The following is a 14,924-nucleotide window of genomic DNA, read 5'->3' as shown; positions in this document are numbered from 1 at the left end:
CACGGCCTTTTTTAATTCTTTTCGCTTAATACGAACGTTTGTAAGCGCTGTGTTTTACGCTACGCCAAACGACGCTTTAAGAATGTAGAAGAAAATAATCGAGAGGATTGCGCCTGCAGGCAACGTAACAATCCACGATACGACGATATTTCTCACAATGCCTAGGTTAAGCGCTGATACACCACGCGCCAGACCTACACCTAGTACCGCTCCTACAAGCGTTTGGGTAGTCGAAATAGGTAAACCCGTACCTGATGCGATAACTACCGTACACGCTGCAGCGAGTTCTGCTGCAAAACCGCGGCTTGGTGTTAAGTGTGTAATACCTTGACCAATGGTCTTGATAACGCGATGTCCAAATAGCGCAAGACCCGCAACAATACCTAAACCACCAAGAGGAAGGATCCAAGGTGCAAGCGTAGTGCTAGAGTTAATTTCGCCGCCACTACTTACTACGCTAACTACCGCAGCCAATGGTCCAATAGCGTTAGCTACATCATTTGAACCGTGGGCAAACGCCATACAACAGGCTGTTACTACCATTAGAAGTGCGAATACTTTCTCAACGTTAGCCGCCTGTAGGTCTGCATCTTCAGAACCGCTGAACTTCATACGGCCGATAAACCATTTACCCAAGAAGCCCAACGCTACGGCAATAGCAATCGCCAGCACATATCCGTTAACAGCGCTTAGCTCTAAACCAACGTGCTTAAGGCCTTTCTTGATAGTAACAAGCGACATCACAAAGCCCGCTAATGCCATATAGAACGGCACATAACGCTTAGCATTTGCAAACGGAGAGGCAGTTTGGAAGATGAGCTTGTGCGCGCTCATGAAAATAAGATAAGCAATGATGCCTGAAATAGCTGGGGTTACCACCCAACTACCAACAATACCACCCACTTTGTCCCATGCTACTGCGTCCATGCTGACGCCAGTGGCAGTAAAACCGATGATTGCACCGATAATTGAGTGAGTGGTAGATACAGGCCACCCCAACCATGACGCTACCGCAAGCCAGATTCCAGCTGCAAGTAGTGATGAGATCATGCCTAATACAAGGTATTCAGGTATGTCTATAAAATAGGTTGAGTCGATAATCCCTTTTCGAATGGTAGACGTTACTTCGCCACCTGCTAGGTAGGCGCCAGCAAACTCAAATATCATTGCAATGATAATGGCTTGTTTTATGGTTAAAGCTTTAGAACCTACTGACGTACCCATTGCGTTGGCAACGTCATTCGCTCCAATACCCCATGCCATGACGAAACCAACGCCGGCGGCAAGGATTATAAGAATTAGGCCATAACTTTCAAAAAATTCCACGGATAATCGCTCCCGATCTAAACGCGATTTAGGCTGGACGCTACTTGAGTAAGTAGCATGATCTCTTCACCACAAAGGCTAGAGAATGAAGTTAAAGACAAATTGTGTTTTATCATAAGGTTCGATTAAATTTTGCACGATCTGTTCTTGGCTGCGGCGCATGATAACGTAATCATGTTAGAAGCCATAGCGAAAATCACTGAAAAACGATAAAAGTATGCGGAATTATTTGAATGCGATGATAAATCCACCAAATATTTCAGTTTTATGACAAATAAATTTCGCATGTATCCATATTTGAATATCAATACGCAAAATCGTACTGACCATTTGGACAGGATTACGTCAAATCTTCCAATTTTTGTTGCATATTTTCCAACGGTGTATGCCTAACATCGGTACCCCGAGTAAGATAAACCACATACTCACACACATTCTTACATCTATCGCCAATGCGCTCTAACGAGCGCATTGCCCACAAAACATCCAACCAATCCTGCATGTCATCGGTGCTTTTCTGCATTTCGGAGGTGGTATACGACAGCAGACGCTTGTATTCACTATCAATTCGGTTGTCTTGGTCGTACACTTCTAATGCCGCAGCCTCATCCTGACGAGCAAAAGCGTCGAATGTGCCGCGCATCATGGCGGCCACGCGCTCGCCAATAAGTAACATGCTGCTCTTAATGGTATCTGAGCTCGGCAACTTATTGCGCGTTACCAGTTTAGCAATACGCTCGATTTCATCGCCCATTCGCTCTATATCGGTAATGGCTTTGGAAATGGTCATAATTAAACGTAGATCGCTGGCGGTAGGATGACGTTTTGCAATAATGCGCAAGCACTCTTCGTCAATTTGAATTTCCATGGAGTTAATTTTTAAGTCGTTCAACACCACTTTTTCAGCCAGAGCGGCATGATTGTGCTTTACCGCTTTTAACGTATCCACCAGCTGCTGTTCAACTTCGCCCCCCATGGTTAATACCGAGTTGCGCAAGTTTTCCAACTCGATATTGAACGTACCCGAAATATGCGTGTTTAAGGCTACCTGTCGCATGGTGTTTTCTCCTCGCGGCGTAAGCATAACGAATAACGACAATCAATCGTGCCGCTACCTGTGGCAGAACTATCGTGACAAACCGCTACGTCTTGCCAAACTTCAGCATTGCGGTACAAACCCGTGTGAGAACACACACCTACTGCTACCTTATCCATATCGCCCCGTTATGTAGTCTTCGGTTTGCTTCTTCTCTGGCATAGTAAACAGCGTATCGCTGTCTGCATATTCTATCAGCCTGCCCTGATGGAAAAAGGCGGTGTAGTCGCTTACCCTAGCCGCTTGCTGCATGTTGTGCGTCACGATAATAATGGTGCATTGTTTCTTTAATGCATCCATCAGTTCTTCGATAAAAAGTGTGGTCAGAGGGTCAAGGGCCGAGGTTGGTTCATCAAGAAGTAGAATGTCGGGCTTCAACGCCAGTGCTCTAGCAATCACCAAACGCTGCTGCTGACCGCCAGATAAGACATGCGCGGATTCAAATAAACGATCTTTAACCTCGTCCCACAGCGCCGCCTGTTTCAGTGCGCTTTCCACCGCGTCGTCTAAGTGTCGACGAATTTTAACGCCTTGAAGCTTAAGCCCGTAGCACACGTTCTCATAAATGCTCATAGGAAAGGGGTTGGGTCGCTGAAAAACCATGCCCACGTTCGTTCTTAGGCGTGACACATTTACTTTGCGGCTATTGATGTTTTGCCCATCAATAATAATTTCACCATCGTATTTGCAACCGTCATACAAATCGTTAAGGCGATTGAAACAACTAATGAGTGTAGACTTACCGCAACCACTTTGACCAATTAACGCTGTGATTTTGTTTTTTGGGATCCGCATGCTGATGTCATTTAACACATGCTTGTTGCCAAACCACAGATTGAGGTTTTTAACCTCTACCGCAGTTTGTTCTTCACCAATGTCGTTAACGTTCAGCGTATTGTGTTCAAACAACTTCAACATGTTACAAAACCTGTATTATCCTTTGAGATAGCGTTTGCGCAGGCGCGCTCTAAGTACAACTGCCAGAATATTTAATACAAACACCACCACGAGTAAAAGCAAGCAAGCAGCAAACATCATGCTTGCGCTCTTTCCATCAGTTTGGCTGTGAAACGCTCCGTCATAAATAAGTACGCCCAAATGCATAAACTGCCTATCAAGGTGGAGATAAGGAAACTCTCCATCTATGGGCAAGGTTGGCGCAAACTTGACCGCACCCACTAACATAAGTGGCGCTACCTCACCTGCTGCCCTCGCAATCGCCAGAATTACGCCAGTCATAATACCCGGAGACGCAATAGGCAATACGGTACGCACTATAGTCTCAATTTTGGTAGCCCCTAATGCGTAACTGCCCGCTTTCAATCCTTCCGGCACCCTGCGCAAGCCTTCTTCAGTCGCCACAATCACTACAGGTAAGGTCAAAATTGCCATGGTTAAGGCAGCCCAGAAAACGCCAGGGCTTCCCATTGTGGGTGCTGGCAGTGTGTCACTAAACAATAGCTCATCAATACTGCCGCCCAAGGTATAAACAAAGAAACCAAGGCCGAATACGCCGTAAACAATAGAAGGTACACCTGCCATGTTGCTTACACTGACACGAATAATGGTGGTAAGCGCCGTGTTAGGTGCATATTCGCTCAAGTAAATAGCGGCTAATACACCAAAGGGCGTTACAATGATGGTCATTAAAAATACCATGAGTACAGTGCCAAACAACGCAGGGAAGACGCCACCTGAGGTATTCGCTTGTTTAGGGGAATCGGTGAGAAAAACACCGATTTCCGAAAACGCCACCTGCCACTTTTCCCATGTACTTAGACGACTGACAAAATCCACATCTTGAATACTAGATATGGGAATAACAAACGGCGTTTCGTCAGCAAAACTTACCAATAAGGTATACTCGGCTCGTGTTGCTTCTAACGCTTCCACACGCTTTTGGTATTCGTCAAACGATGCCACTAAACGCTCTCTTGCTGGCGCGTCGGCAACAACATTACGTTTATCAAATTGAGATAGCGCTTCGTGAATAGGTGCAAGGTGTTGCGTATTTAAATCTTCAATTTGAGCGCTTATTTGGGCCACTTCCTCTAGCACAATGTCAATGTTACCAAGAGGTTGAGGCGGTTTAGATGGCACGACGATGTATTCAGGAATTGCCAACACACGCCTGCCGTCTAACAGTTTTATTTCTGCGCTTTGGTTTGCAAGTAGAGAAGTCTCTATTTCCTCTCGAGATAACTGGATTTGAAAGCCATAAGGATGCTGAGCATCTGAGAACTTAAGTGTCACATCCTCATTTGTTGATTCATCAAATAGGTTCGCAAGCACCGAAAATCTTGTGCCGTCTTGATGCGTACCGGTAACCGTATAGATGGGCTCTGGCCAAAAATATGCCGTACCTCGAAAACTAATAAGTATAAGAACGCTAACTAGCGCAATAAGCAGCAGGCTGGTGAAAAAAGCCGTTAAACTAATAACTAACGATTGTCGCTGTACCGCACTTAACCCAAACGTTGTTCGATTAACCATAGTACGCCCTACTTCTTATACGCTGTCGCAATAGCTCTGCCATGGTGTTTACCAAGAAGGTAAACAGAAACAAAATACACGCGGTGAAAAATAGAATTTGATAGTGCGCCGATGATACATCTGCTTCTGGAAGTTCGATTGCCAAGTTAGCAGTAAGTGCTCGCAAACCTTCTATCAAGCCCCAGCTGGAGATTGGCGTATTCCCCGTCACCATAAGGACTATCATGGTTTCACCAAACGCGCGGCCGAAACCTAGCATAATCGCGGCAACAATACCCGGTAGTGCAACGTGAAGAACAACATGAAGTAAGGTCTGTAATCGTGTGGCACCTAAAGCAAAAGAGGCGTGTTTTAAATCATTTGGAACGCCGTTTATGGCATCTTCAGCAAGGGAATAGATACTAGGTGATATGGCCACACCTAACGCTAACGCTACCACTATAGTCGTTTTCCCGATGGGACTATCGGACTCGGCCGCAAGCATTGTAAACCCGTCTACCCCCATTATCGAGAAAATAAGCGAAGGCGCATACTCCACGCTAATAAAACCTAAAAGGAACACTCCGCTTATAGCAAATAGTAGCTCTGCTCCGTGTCTTAGCTTCTTTGGTAAGTATTCCGCAACAGGGCGCTGTACCAGGGCAACGACAATAAGCACAAAAGGGATAACGATTAGGAAAAAGGCAAAGGAAAATAAAAACTGCTCAGCTTTTGGCGATAACCAAATGGCTGCGATGAAGCCAATAAGTACACTTGGAATCGCTTCGAGCAATTCGATAGCCGGCTTAATAACGTTGCGAAGGCGGCTTTTAGCAAAAAACGCGGTGTAAATTGCGGCACCGATAGCAACCGGAATAGCAATAAGCAGCGCTAAAAGAGAGGCTTTAATACTGCCTATTAATAGCGGCGTTAGGCTAAACTTTGCCTCTTGAAAATCAGAGGCACTGGTGGTTTGCCATACGGTTTCTTCCGTTTCATACCCTTCGTAATGCTGCGGTTCAAACAGAGAGGCCCATGTAGTAACACCGCTTAAGTGCTTGCCTTCCCATACTGATAAGGTGCTATCTGAATAGCCATAAAGCTTATTGCCGTACCAAATGATACTCTCAGCAGAACGCTCTATTTGTTGTGATGCCACTACATCGCCCGATACACGGTTTACCAACAACACTCTTGCTTTATCGGTCAGCACAGCCACTAAGTTCATACTGGCATGTTCTGCCACATCCTTAACGTTCTCTCCTGGTAGCGCTACTTGGTAGGTTTGTTCAAAGGTAAGGCCTTTATCGCTTTTGCTCAGCACCCAGCGAGTAAGTACCTGTGTATTGCTGTTCATTAGGAAAAAGGTGCGGTCTTTAGCAAGTGGGAATACAATCTTCTCATCTATTGACGCTGTGATGTTTCCTGCTATTGGCAGTAGTGACGCCCCTTCATCCGTGAGCCTATTTAGGAAAAGCGCATCATCCACTTGGAGTAACACGCTCTGACTGCCGGGTAACAGTACGAGTCTGTCTATATTATGAAACCGTTTATCCACCACCTGTGTAGGACGAAGCCGATTTACCCAACGGATAAACACTTTATTGTCTTGAACGATAGAAACCACTGCCCATTTTGAAGACAGTGCAATGCTCCAGTCACTGCGTCTCTCCCACTCATCTTTGGGAAGCGCGAACGTAATGCTGTTCGACAACGCCGCTTGCGGCGTACTTGTGGCAATATCCTCTGCGCTACCGTCGGTCATATTGAACGATCTAACCGGTAAAACTCTCACTTGGGCGTTAGGAGAAACGTCTACGATATAGTTCTCTCCCATCACACTGTGGGAAGACAGTCTATGCTCGCAAGGACGGATATAATCGTGATTACTCACCAGAGCATCGCCTTTAAGCAACTTTAATCCCAATCGACAGTCAGACTTCCTAACCAGCATTGGCTGACTGTTAATGATGTCGCCTGCGCTGATAATTTTTTCATTATCTGACGTTTTCAAGCTCAACAGATGATTTAAGCTAGGGGTATATGCTAACGGCAGAGCTTGGCTGATTAGATGGGTAATAAGAATAACTAACGTCAACAAAACAAGGCCGCCGAAGCCGGTCACTACATAGCGTGACCACCTGTCGCTTCTCTGGCGTTTTTTGTTTGTGCTGTTGCTGTCGAAAGTCATGCGGCTGTTTAGTAATTCTTATTTTCGAAATTCTTCATTTTTAAGAAGAATAACCCTAAATTGCACTGGTGAGCAGTGTAAGTTTTGTTATGCTAATAGCAAGTGAAAGTTTAAAGCATTACCTTCGCGCAACCTACTCTGCGCCTATGGTATTACCCAACAGGAAGACGATCAAAGTTTTTCTCTACACGCCCAATAAGGAGCATCGTATGCAATCATTGGTTATAAGCATTATGGGTAAAGACAAGCCGGGTTTAGTAGACGCACTGGCTAAGTGTGTATACAAACATGAAGGCAACTGGCAAGGATCAAGCTTTGCGCATATGGCGGGAATGTTCACCGGTTTTGTAGAAGTACATGTTGCCGATGAGAACAAACAGGGCTTAATCGATGCGCTAGACGCCATTAAAGATTTGTCGGTGCAATCTGTAGCGGTAGCGAGCAGTGAAAATAACAACACCACCAAATTGACGGTTGATGTAATGGGCAATGACAAAACCGGTATTGTCCAAGAGCTTACCTCTGTTTTAAACCAGTTCAATTTGAATATTCTCACCTTTGCTTCACACTGTGAAAGCGCGCCTAACTGGGGCAGCCTGATTTTCAAAGCAAAAGCAGAAATTGCGGTGCCAGAAGATTTTGACGACGGCGCACTGCAAGATTCACTGGAGTCGTTGGCTAACGATTTGGTGGTGGATATTACCGCGAAGCGATAAAAACAAGGGCGTATTTGTGGTGCCATACACTATCCGCGCATCACAATTACGAACTCATCATATTGAAAGTTAATGGAATAACCACAACGCAATGCGTGCGCACTTGCACCAGAATACGTGTTGTCACAGTAGTGTCACTGACTGATGGCAGTCTTTGACCATTTTTATGAACGTGAATTGAGACATTATGGATAACGACGTTTTATATTATCCCAAAGAATTAAGCTGGCTTGCGTTTAACGAACGCGTATTGCAAGAAGCCGCAGATAAAAACAATCCCGCCGTGGAGCGAATTCGTTTTCTTGGTATTTACTCAAATAACCTAGATGAGTTTTATCGCGTGCGCGCCGCTGACGTGAAACGACAAATTACCATTGCGCAAAATGACGGCAATGAAGAGGAAGCTGAACGCCAAACCGCTCTTATGGCGCTTATTCAGAAAAAGGTAGTCCAGCTTTCTGAAAAGTTCGACCAAATTCATAAGGATGTGGTTAAGTCCCTAGCTCGCTACAACATACATATTCTTCGAAAAGACGATTTAGACGATTATCAAAAGCAGTGGGTACGCAACTTCTTCGTTAACAAAGCACTGCGTCACATTGCACCTATTTTAATAGATAAGAAGACCGACCTACTTAGCCGTTTGAACGGTACTTCGGTGTATTTATATGTGGCGCTTAGAAGAAAGGACCGCAATCCTAAATTTGCGGTTATTCAGGTTCCTACCTCTGAAATGTCGCGCTTTATGCTTATCCCACCGCAAAAAAGCCGCAAGAAGAAGAGCATTATTATGCTCGATGACATGATTCAGCTGTGTATCGAAGACATTTTCCGCGGTTTCGTGAAGTTCGACGAAATTGAAGCATTCTCGTTTAAAATGACGCGTGATGCGGAATATTCTATCAACGAAGAAATTGACGAAAGCTTCGTTGAAAAGATGTCTGAAAGTATGAAGCAGCGCCTTATCGCTGAGCCTGTGCGTGTTATCTACGACACGAACATGCCAGAGGACATGAAATCTGACTTGCGCAAGCGACTTAAGATAACCAAGCTAGATACCATGCACGCTGCTGGGCACTATCGTAACTTTAAAGACTTTATTGGCTTCCCTAATGTGGGTCGAGAATATTTAGAGCATACGCCGCTGCCTGCTATCGACAGCAAGGCATTCTCTAAGTACAACACCGTTTTCGATGCCATTACTGCACGAGACATACTACTATACTACCCGTACCATCGCTTCCTACACTTCACCGAGTTTTTGCGTCAGGCGGCTTTCGACCCGAATGTTAAGACCATACGTATTAATATTTATCGTGTTGCCAGTAATTCACGCATTGTAAACTCGTTGATTGACGCGGTAGACAACGGCAAAAAAGTAACCGTTGTGGTAGAACTTCGCGCCCGTTTTGACGAAGAGGCAAATATCGAATGGTCTAAGCGCATGACCGATGCAGGTATACGCGTTGTACTTGGCGTACCTACCCTTAAAATTCACTCTAAACTTTGTATTGTGACCCGTGAAGAACGGGGCAGTTTGGTGAACTATGCGCATTTCGGTACGGGTAACTTCAACGAGAAAACAGCAAAGATCTATACCGACTACAGCTTATTCACCCGTAATCAAGAACTCGCCGATGAAGGCGTGGCGGTATTCGATCTTATTCAGTACCCTTACCGACGCTACAAGTTCCAGCATCTTCAAATATCGCCATTAAACGCCAGAACCAAAATTCAGTCGTTAATTCGTCAAGAAATTCAGCATTTGAACCAAGGCCAAAAGGCACAAATCACTTTCAAAATTAACAACCTTGTTGATAAAGAACTCATTGATGATTTGTACCGGGCTAGCCAGGCGGGGGTTAAGATCCGCGGTATAGTGCGCGGTATGTGCTCACTTAATCCGGGGATAAAAGGAATAAGCGAAAACATCGAAATTATCTCTATTGTTGATAGATTTCTCGAACACCCTCGCGTGATGATTTTTGAAGGTGGCGGCGATAGAAAAGTGTATATCTCTTCTGCTGACTGGATGACCCGTAACATGGACAACCGCATTGAAGTAGGTTGTCCAGTGTATGATAAAGGTCTTCAACAGCGCATTGTTGATATAATGGAGCTACAATTTAAAGATACCCTGAAGGCTCGAGTGATTGACAAGGATCAGAGCAACAAGTACGTTCGCAGGGGAAATCGTAAAAAACTTCGTTCTCAGATAGAAATTTATGACTATTTGAAGAAGCTAGAAGACACTTTGTAGGATAGAAAATTAGTACATGACCCAGCACGAATCAGTTTTTAATGACGTGGAAACCCGCGAAGTCAATAAAGTCGCAGCACTAGACATTGGCTCAAATAGTTTTCACTTAGTAGTAGCACGCATTGTTGCTGGGTCTGTGCAGATTCTGCATAGAGTTAAACAAAAAGTACGCTTGGCCGAAGGTCTCAACGACGACGATATCTTGTCTGATGAAGCGATGGAGCGTGGGCTTGCTATGCTAAAAGTAGTAGCAGAGAGCCTGAAAGGTTTTGAGCCCGACTCCGTGAGAATTGTCGCCACCCATACGTTGCGCAGAGCGCGTAACGCCCGCGATTTTATCAGCGCAGCAAAAGATATCCTTCCCTACCCTATCGAAGTCATTTCTGGTGTAGAAGAAGCGCGACTTATTTATTCAGGCGTTGCACATACTAACCACTCCGACGGCCAACAGCTGGTTATTGATATAGGCGGAGGCTCTACTGAGTTCGTTATTGGCGAAGGTTTTACGCCTTTACTTTGCCGCAGCCTTCAAATGGGCTGCGTAAGCTATACCAAACGGTTTTTCCCTGACGGTGAGCTAAAGCCAAAAGCCTTTGATCGTGCTATCACGGCTGCACAGCAAGAGCTTGAGTTAATAGATAATAAATATCGCAGACTGGGCTGGGTCCAGTGTATCGGTACGTCTGGTACCATTCGTTCGCTGTTTACACTTTGTCAGCAAGACAGACCCAATGGCCACGATATTCCGGTGACACTTAAAAGTTTGCGCAATTTAATGAAGCAATTCATAAGCGCAGGGCATATAGACAAATTAAGCTACCCAGATTTAAGTGAAGATCGTCGTGTGGTTATTGCTGGCGGCCTCGCTATTCTTATCGCCGTTTTCAAAGCGCTAGAGATTGAAGGCTTGGTGTACTCGCCTGCCGCCTTGCGCGAAGGCGTACTTTATCAGATGGAAGATGAGCTTCATCACGCTGATATTCGCGGCAGAACCGCGAGTAGTTTGGCAACCCGCTACGATGTAGATACGTCCCAAGCCACTATGGTGCTTAATACAACCCTTTCACTTTTCAACGATGTTGAAAAAGCATGGAAACTTAAAGGGCGTGACTTTAAAAGCATGCTCGGCTGGGCAGCTTTACTTCACGAAGTCGGCATGCAAATTAACTCTCGAGGCATACAAAAACACAGCGCCTACATTCTTGGTAATGTGGACATGCCTGGGTTTACGCAGGAACAACAATTACTGCTAGCTACGCTCGTGCGATTCCATAGAAAGAAAATTCGAACCAATGAATTGCCCGCATTTAATCTTTTCGATGAGCAGTCGGTTAAGCATTTAATCGCGTTACTGCGTTTGGGTGTACTGCTTAATATTAAACGCCAAGAGGGTTTTGTACCTGACCTCGTTGTTAATGTAGAAAAGAACGAACTGACCATTACCTTCCCCGATGGCTGGTTAGATGAAAAACCTATTATCTCAGCTGACCTGCTACGAGAAAGCCACTACTGGAAAGCGCTTGATTTAAAACTCACAGTTGTTCCTGATATCGAGCAATTACACCCCGCGGTAGAATAAGCAAGTACCGACTATCAGCACCTCAAATTGAACATTTTATAGGCAAATATCAGTATTATTTGCCTATAAAACCGGTATACTACGCATTAGCATTACCTTATCTAAAACCTCCAATTGATGTTATTTTTTATAGGTTCTTAACAGTAGTTATGTTTCGTAGTATCTGGATTTTTTTGTTGCTGATTGTAAGTTCATTTGCCTTCGCATCGTCCAACCATGTCTACTTTCTAAGCGAGGTCACCCCACCCTATTACTGGATTAATGAGGATGGAAAAGCACAAGGCGTCAACGTAGACCTTGCAAACGCACTAGAACCTCTGCTGCCATTTAGCAGTTCGTTGGAACACATGCCGTGGGCCCGTGCAGTACAAGAAACCCTCGATAATCCCAATCTGGTACTTCTATCTTTATTGAAAACACCGAACAGGGAAGATGAATTTGAGTGGATTTCATCAGTAAATCACATGCAAGCCTCGCTGATCCGCTTAAAGCAGAAAGAGACAGCACACGTCAATTCCTTAGACGACGCGAAGCAGTTCCGAGTAGGCTCAATACGCGGCTATGGCTCAGCATCGTTTTTGCAGCAAGAAGGTTTTGAAGAAAATAAAAACCTCGCTTTGGTTGCTGAGCCAGCACTACTGTGGAAGCTTTTGTATATGGGGCGCATCGACTTTGCATTAGCCAATTTTGAGACAGGAAAGTATGAAATCAGCGACGCAGGCTTTAACCCTAACGACGCAACGAGCGAATATGTTATCGAAGCATTGGGTGCTGATCTTTTTGTTGCCACTGGCCTTAAGACTGAGCAAGACAAAGTAAGCTCACTTAAACATGCGCTTTCGATTTTAAAAGCGAATGGCGAATATACTCGAATACTAAAAAAATGGGGCCTTGAACCGATTGAGTCGGCGCATTAGCCCCACTTAGTCTCAGCACACTAATTATTGAGCTTCAACTTGCGTACTTTGTGACTGCACGCTGTCGTATTTTTTAAACCACGCCAAGATATTTTCAACTTTACCAATCATTCTAGATGGCTTAGAAGCAATCCCGTGGGGCGATCCAGGTACTTTTACCAGCACGCTATCAACCTTTTGAATCTTTAACGCTTGATAGAACTGCTCGGTCTCAGACATTGGCGTGCGCTTGTCCTCCACTCCCGTGATCAGCATGGTGGGGGTCGTAACATTGCCTACTAGCGATAGCGGTGAGCGCTTCCAGTAGTGCTCTACGTTATCCCAAGGTTTGCCCGGAAATTGGAAAGGGATCTGATATAGACCTGAATCGGCAGTCAGCACTTTCGATAACCAGTTGATAACGGGTTTAGCGACTACGGCTGCTTTAAATCGGTTCGTAAGGCCAATGGCATAGGCTGATGCAATGCCGCCTGCTGAACCACCAGTAATAAACAGTCGCTCTGGATCAGCGATGCCTTTTTCAATAAGCGCATCTACACCCGACATATGGTCTGAGAAGTCATATTCCGAACTGTATTTCCCTTGAAGTAGCAATGCAAAGCGTTCTCCATAACCTGTACTACCTCTGTGATTATCATAAAACACCACGTAGCCCTCTGCAGCCATGCGCTGTAGCTCAGCCGTGAAGACAGGGCCATAGGCGAGATTAGGTCCGCCGTGAATTTCTAAGATAAGCGGATACGTTTTCGAGCTGTCATAGTTTGGCGGCAGAATGTACCACCCCTGGATTTCTTCGCCATCAATAGAAGATGGATAGACAATTTCTTTTACTTCGCCAAGTTGCTTATGACCTAGAACGTCTTCGTTTAGTGCAGTAAGCTGTCGCTCGTTTCGCGTAGTGACATATAAATCAGCGGGGCGATCGGTACGTCCTTTGGTATACGCCACTACATCATCAACAGCGTGATAAGTGCCAAACACATAAGGTCGTCCTAACGTAGTACCGCCCAGCCCCTTAGCTACGGCTTTTACGCTGCCCGATAGCGATACAACATCCACCTGCGCTAAACCGCGAACCGACTGCTGAAAATAAACGTGCTTATTATCTTTCCAGTGAAAGTTAGACACTGAGTTATCAATGTCTTTTGTTAAATTTTGAGCATCTGTACCATCGCTCTTCATCACATATAAATAGCTATTTTTGTACATCACTTTTTCGTCATCGCGGCGTGCGTAAGCAATGTGCTTTCCGTCAGGCGATACGACAGGCGATGATTCAAGGCCTTTGTCGTTGGTAAGCTGTGCGATATTACCCATCATATCCACAGAAAAGATGTCCCCCTCAACAGGCTCATACTCCCAATTGTCACTGCGGTTGGCAGAGAAATAGATTTTGTCGCTATCAGGAGAGAAACTTAAGCGCCCATTGTGGTGATAGTTCCCTGAAGTAAGCTGTCGTGCTGTGCCTCCGTCAGCAGGAACAATAAAAATATGGGTGTAAGCAGGTTCAAGAATGCCTCGGCCATCGGCTTGATAGCGCGCTTTGGTAATATATTGAAAGCTAGGAGACCACTTTGCACCGTCAGGCTTTTTAGGCATTTTAATGTCTAGCGGCTTTTCCTTGGCATCAACGCTCATAGTGAAAGCAATGTGCTTACCATCTGGCGACCAAGTGATGTTACTTGGGTTTGAGGTGACATTTGTTACGAGTGCCGTTTGCCCTGTATCCATCCAACGCACATACAATTGCGGTTTACCTTCTTCATTAGAAAGGTAAGCCAACCGGCTACCGTCTGGTGACCAGCGAATAGAATAGTAACTCTTTTTCGACGACAGTAAGGGGCGGTGTGACTTTCCATCAACCGACGCTAGCCAGACGTTCGCTCGACTGCTGTCCGACATAATGTCGTTTGAACGGCGCACATACGCAACATATTTACCGTTTGGCGACACCTGAACTTCGCTCACGTATTCCAAATTAAAAATATCTTCCGATTTAAAATAGCGTTCAGAGTCGGTAGTAAGAGATTCACTCTCTTTGCTTGCAAGCGCTGTGGATGGCATAGCTAGCGTGCCTACGCTAAATAGTGCAGCCCATATAGCAAACCGTTTTTTGACTGACGGGTAACTGTGATTTCTCGTAAAAGACATATCTCACCTTAATCTATTTGTTCTTATCCGTTCTTTTTATGGGGTGATCACGTTGTAGTGATGCATTTATCGTCTCCATATTACTGAATATATTCAGCCAATAAAGATTAAACGTTGAGCGACATCGCTAGGCGATTAAGCGCAGTACACAGGGGCGTTGGCTTTAGCCGAATGGTTAGTTGCGTGATAGCGGTAAAGTGCTAACTTCTATATAAG

The 14,924-nt window shown here is 45.1% G+C and carries 11 protein-coding genes; 4 read left to right on the top strand and 7 right to left on the bottom strand.

Features of this window, described 5'->3' with window-relative positions; all coding sequences use genetic code 11:
* Positions 1-54: 54 nt before the first annotated feature.
* The 6 genes from MHN02_RS06150 to MHN02_RS06125 form a co-directional block, all read right to left on the bottom strand.
* Positions 55-1,326, bottom strand: coding sequence for an inorganic phosphate transporter (locus MHN02_RS06150; RefSeq protein ID WP_039224609.1), 1,272 nt, complete (start codon positions 1,324-1,326; stop codon positions 55-57).
* Positions 1,327-1,666: 340 nt separating this feature from the next.
* Positions 1,667-2,383 (bottom strand): phosphate signaling complex protein PhoU, encoded by a 717-nt coding sequence (gene phoU / locus MHN02_RS06145; RefSeq protein WP_014948403.1) that lies wholly within the window; start codon positions 2,381-2,383, stop codon positions 1,667-1,669.
* A complete protein-coding gene (locus MHN02_RS06140; protein ID WP_155279850.1) occupies positions 2,371-2,541 on the bottom strand; it encodes a hypothetical protein in 171 nt (56 codons plus the stop codon). The genes phoU and MHN02_RS06140 overlap by 13 nt, the downstream gene beginning before the upstream one ends.
* Positions 2,534-3,340, bottom strand: a complete 807-nt coding sequence (gene pstB, locus MHN02_RS06135; protein WP_014948402.1) for a phosphate ABC transporter ATP-binding protein PstB — start codon at positions 3,338-3,340, stop codon at positions 2,534-2,536. The genes MHN02_RS06140 and pstB overlap by 8 nt, the downstream gene beginning before the upstream one ends.
* 15 nt (positions 3,341-3,355) lie before the next feature.
* Positions 3,356-4,915 carry a phosphate ABC transporter permease PstA gene (gene pstA / locus MHN02_RS06130; protein WP_075176031.1) on the bottom strand — a complete coding sequence of 520 codons (1,560 nt, stop codon included), beginning with the start codon at positions 4,913-4,915 and terminating at the stop codon, positions 3,356-3,358.
* Positions 4,908-7,085 (bottom strand): ABC transporter permease subunit, encoded by a 2,178-nt coding sequence (locus MHN02_RS06125; protein ID WP_239245085.1) that lies wholly within the window; start codon positions 7,083-7,085, stop codon positions 4,908-4,910. Before MHN02_RS06125 ends, pstA begins: the two co-directional genes overlap by 8 nt.
* Before the next feature lie 209 nt (positions 7,086-7,294).
* Here MHN02_RS06125 and MHN02_RS06120 point away from each other — a divergent pair, with 209 nt between their 5' ends.
* From MHN02_RS06120 to MHN02_RS06105, 4 genes are all read left to right on the top strand, one after another.
* Positions 7,295-7,801, top strand: coding sequence for an ACT domain-containing protein (locus MHN02_RS06120; protein WP_014975755.1), 507 nt, complete (start codon positions 7,295-7,297; stop codon positions 7,799-7,801).
* Positions 7,802-7,988: 187 nt separating this feature from the next.
* The gene (ppk1, locus tag MHN02_RS06115) at positions 7,989-10,061 is read left to right on the top strand and encodes a polyphosphate kinase 1 (protein ID WP_014948398.1); all 2,073 of its coding nucleotides are present in this window, start codon (positions 7,989-7,991) and stop codon (positions 10,059-10,061) included.
* A gap of 16 nt (positions 10,062-10,077) precedes the next feature.
* Positions 10,078-11,640 carry an exopolyphosphatase gene (ppx, locus tag MHN02_RS06110; RefSeq protein ID WP_039224606.1) on the top strand — a complete coding sequence of 521 codons (1,563 nt, stop codon included), beginning with the start codon at positions 10,078-10,080 and terminating at the stop codon, positions 11,638-11,640.
* Positions 11,641-11,789: 149 nt separating this feature from the next.
* Positions 11,790-12,557, top strand: a complete 768-nt coding sequence (locus MHN02_RS06105) for a transporter substrate-binding domain-containing protein (RefSeq protein ID WP_239245083.1) — start codon at positions 11,790-11,792, stop codon at positions 12,555-12,557.
* Positions 12,558-12,581: 24 nt separating this feature from the next.
* On the opposite strand, the gene MHN02_RS06100 is transcribed toward MHN02_RS06105, so the two are convergent.
* The gene (locus tag MHN02_RS06100; RefSeq protein WP_239245081.1) at positions 12,582-14,708 is read right to left on the bottom strand and encodes a S9 family peptidase; all 2,127 of its coding nucleotides are present in this window, start codon (positions 14,706-14,708) and stop codon (positions 12,582-12,584) included.
* Between the last annotated feature and the right edge of the window lie 216 nt (positions 14,709-14,924).

Origin of the sequence: Alteromonas sp. CNT1-28 (genome assembly GCF_022348345.1) — a bacterium.
Lineage (GTDB): Bacteria > Pseudomonadota > Gammaproteobacteria > Enterobacterales > Alteromonadaceae > Alteromonas > Alteromonas macleodii.
This window is presented reverse-complemented; position numbering and strand designations above follow the sequence as displayed.

What these genes read in the sequence shown, in the direction of transcription:
- phoU (WP_014948403.1), bottom strand. Translation starts at nt 2,383, where the DNA reads ATGCGACAGGTAGCCTTAAACACGCATATTTCGGGTACGTTCAATATC.
- MHN02_RS06140 (WP_155279850.1), bottom strand. Translation starts at nt 2,541, where the DNA reads ATGGATAAGGTAGCAGTAGGTGTGTGTTCTCACACGGGTTTGTACCGC.
- pstB (WP_014948402.1), bottom strand. Translation starts at nt 3,340, where the DNA reads ATGTTGAAGTTGTTTGAACACAATACGCTGAACGTTAACGACATTGGT.
- pstA (WP_075176031.1), bottom strand. Translation starts at nt 4,915, where the DNA reads ATGGTTAATCGAACAACGTTTGGGTTAAGTGCGGTACAGCGACAATCG.
- MHN02_RS06125 (WP_239245085.1), bottom strand. Translation starts at nt 7,085, where the DNA reads ATGACTTTCGACAGCAACAGCACAAACAAAAAACGCCAGAGAAGCGAC.
- MHN02_RS06120 (WP_014975755.1), top strand. Translation starts at nt 7,295, where the DNA reads ATGCAATCATTGGTTATAAGCATTATGGGTAAAGACAAGCCGGGTTTA.
- ppk1 (WP_014948398.1), top strand. Translation starts at nt 7,989, where the DNA reads ATGGATAACGACGTTTTATATTATCCCAAAGAATTAAGCTGGCTTGCG.
- ppx (WP_039224606.1), top strand. Translation starts at nt 10,078, where the DNA reads ATGACCCAGCACGAATCAGTTTTTAATGACGTGGAAACCCGCGAAGTC.
- MHN02_RS06105 (WP_239245083.1), top strand. Translation starts at nt 11,790, where the DNA reads ATGTTTCGTAGTATCTGGATTTTTTTGTTGCTGATTGTAAGTTCATTT.
- MHN02_RS06100 (WP_239245081.1), bottom strand. Translation starts at nt 14,708, where the DNA reads ATGTCTTTTACGAGAAATCACAGTTACCCGTCAGTCAAAAAACGGTTT.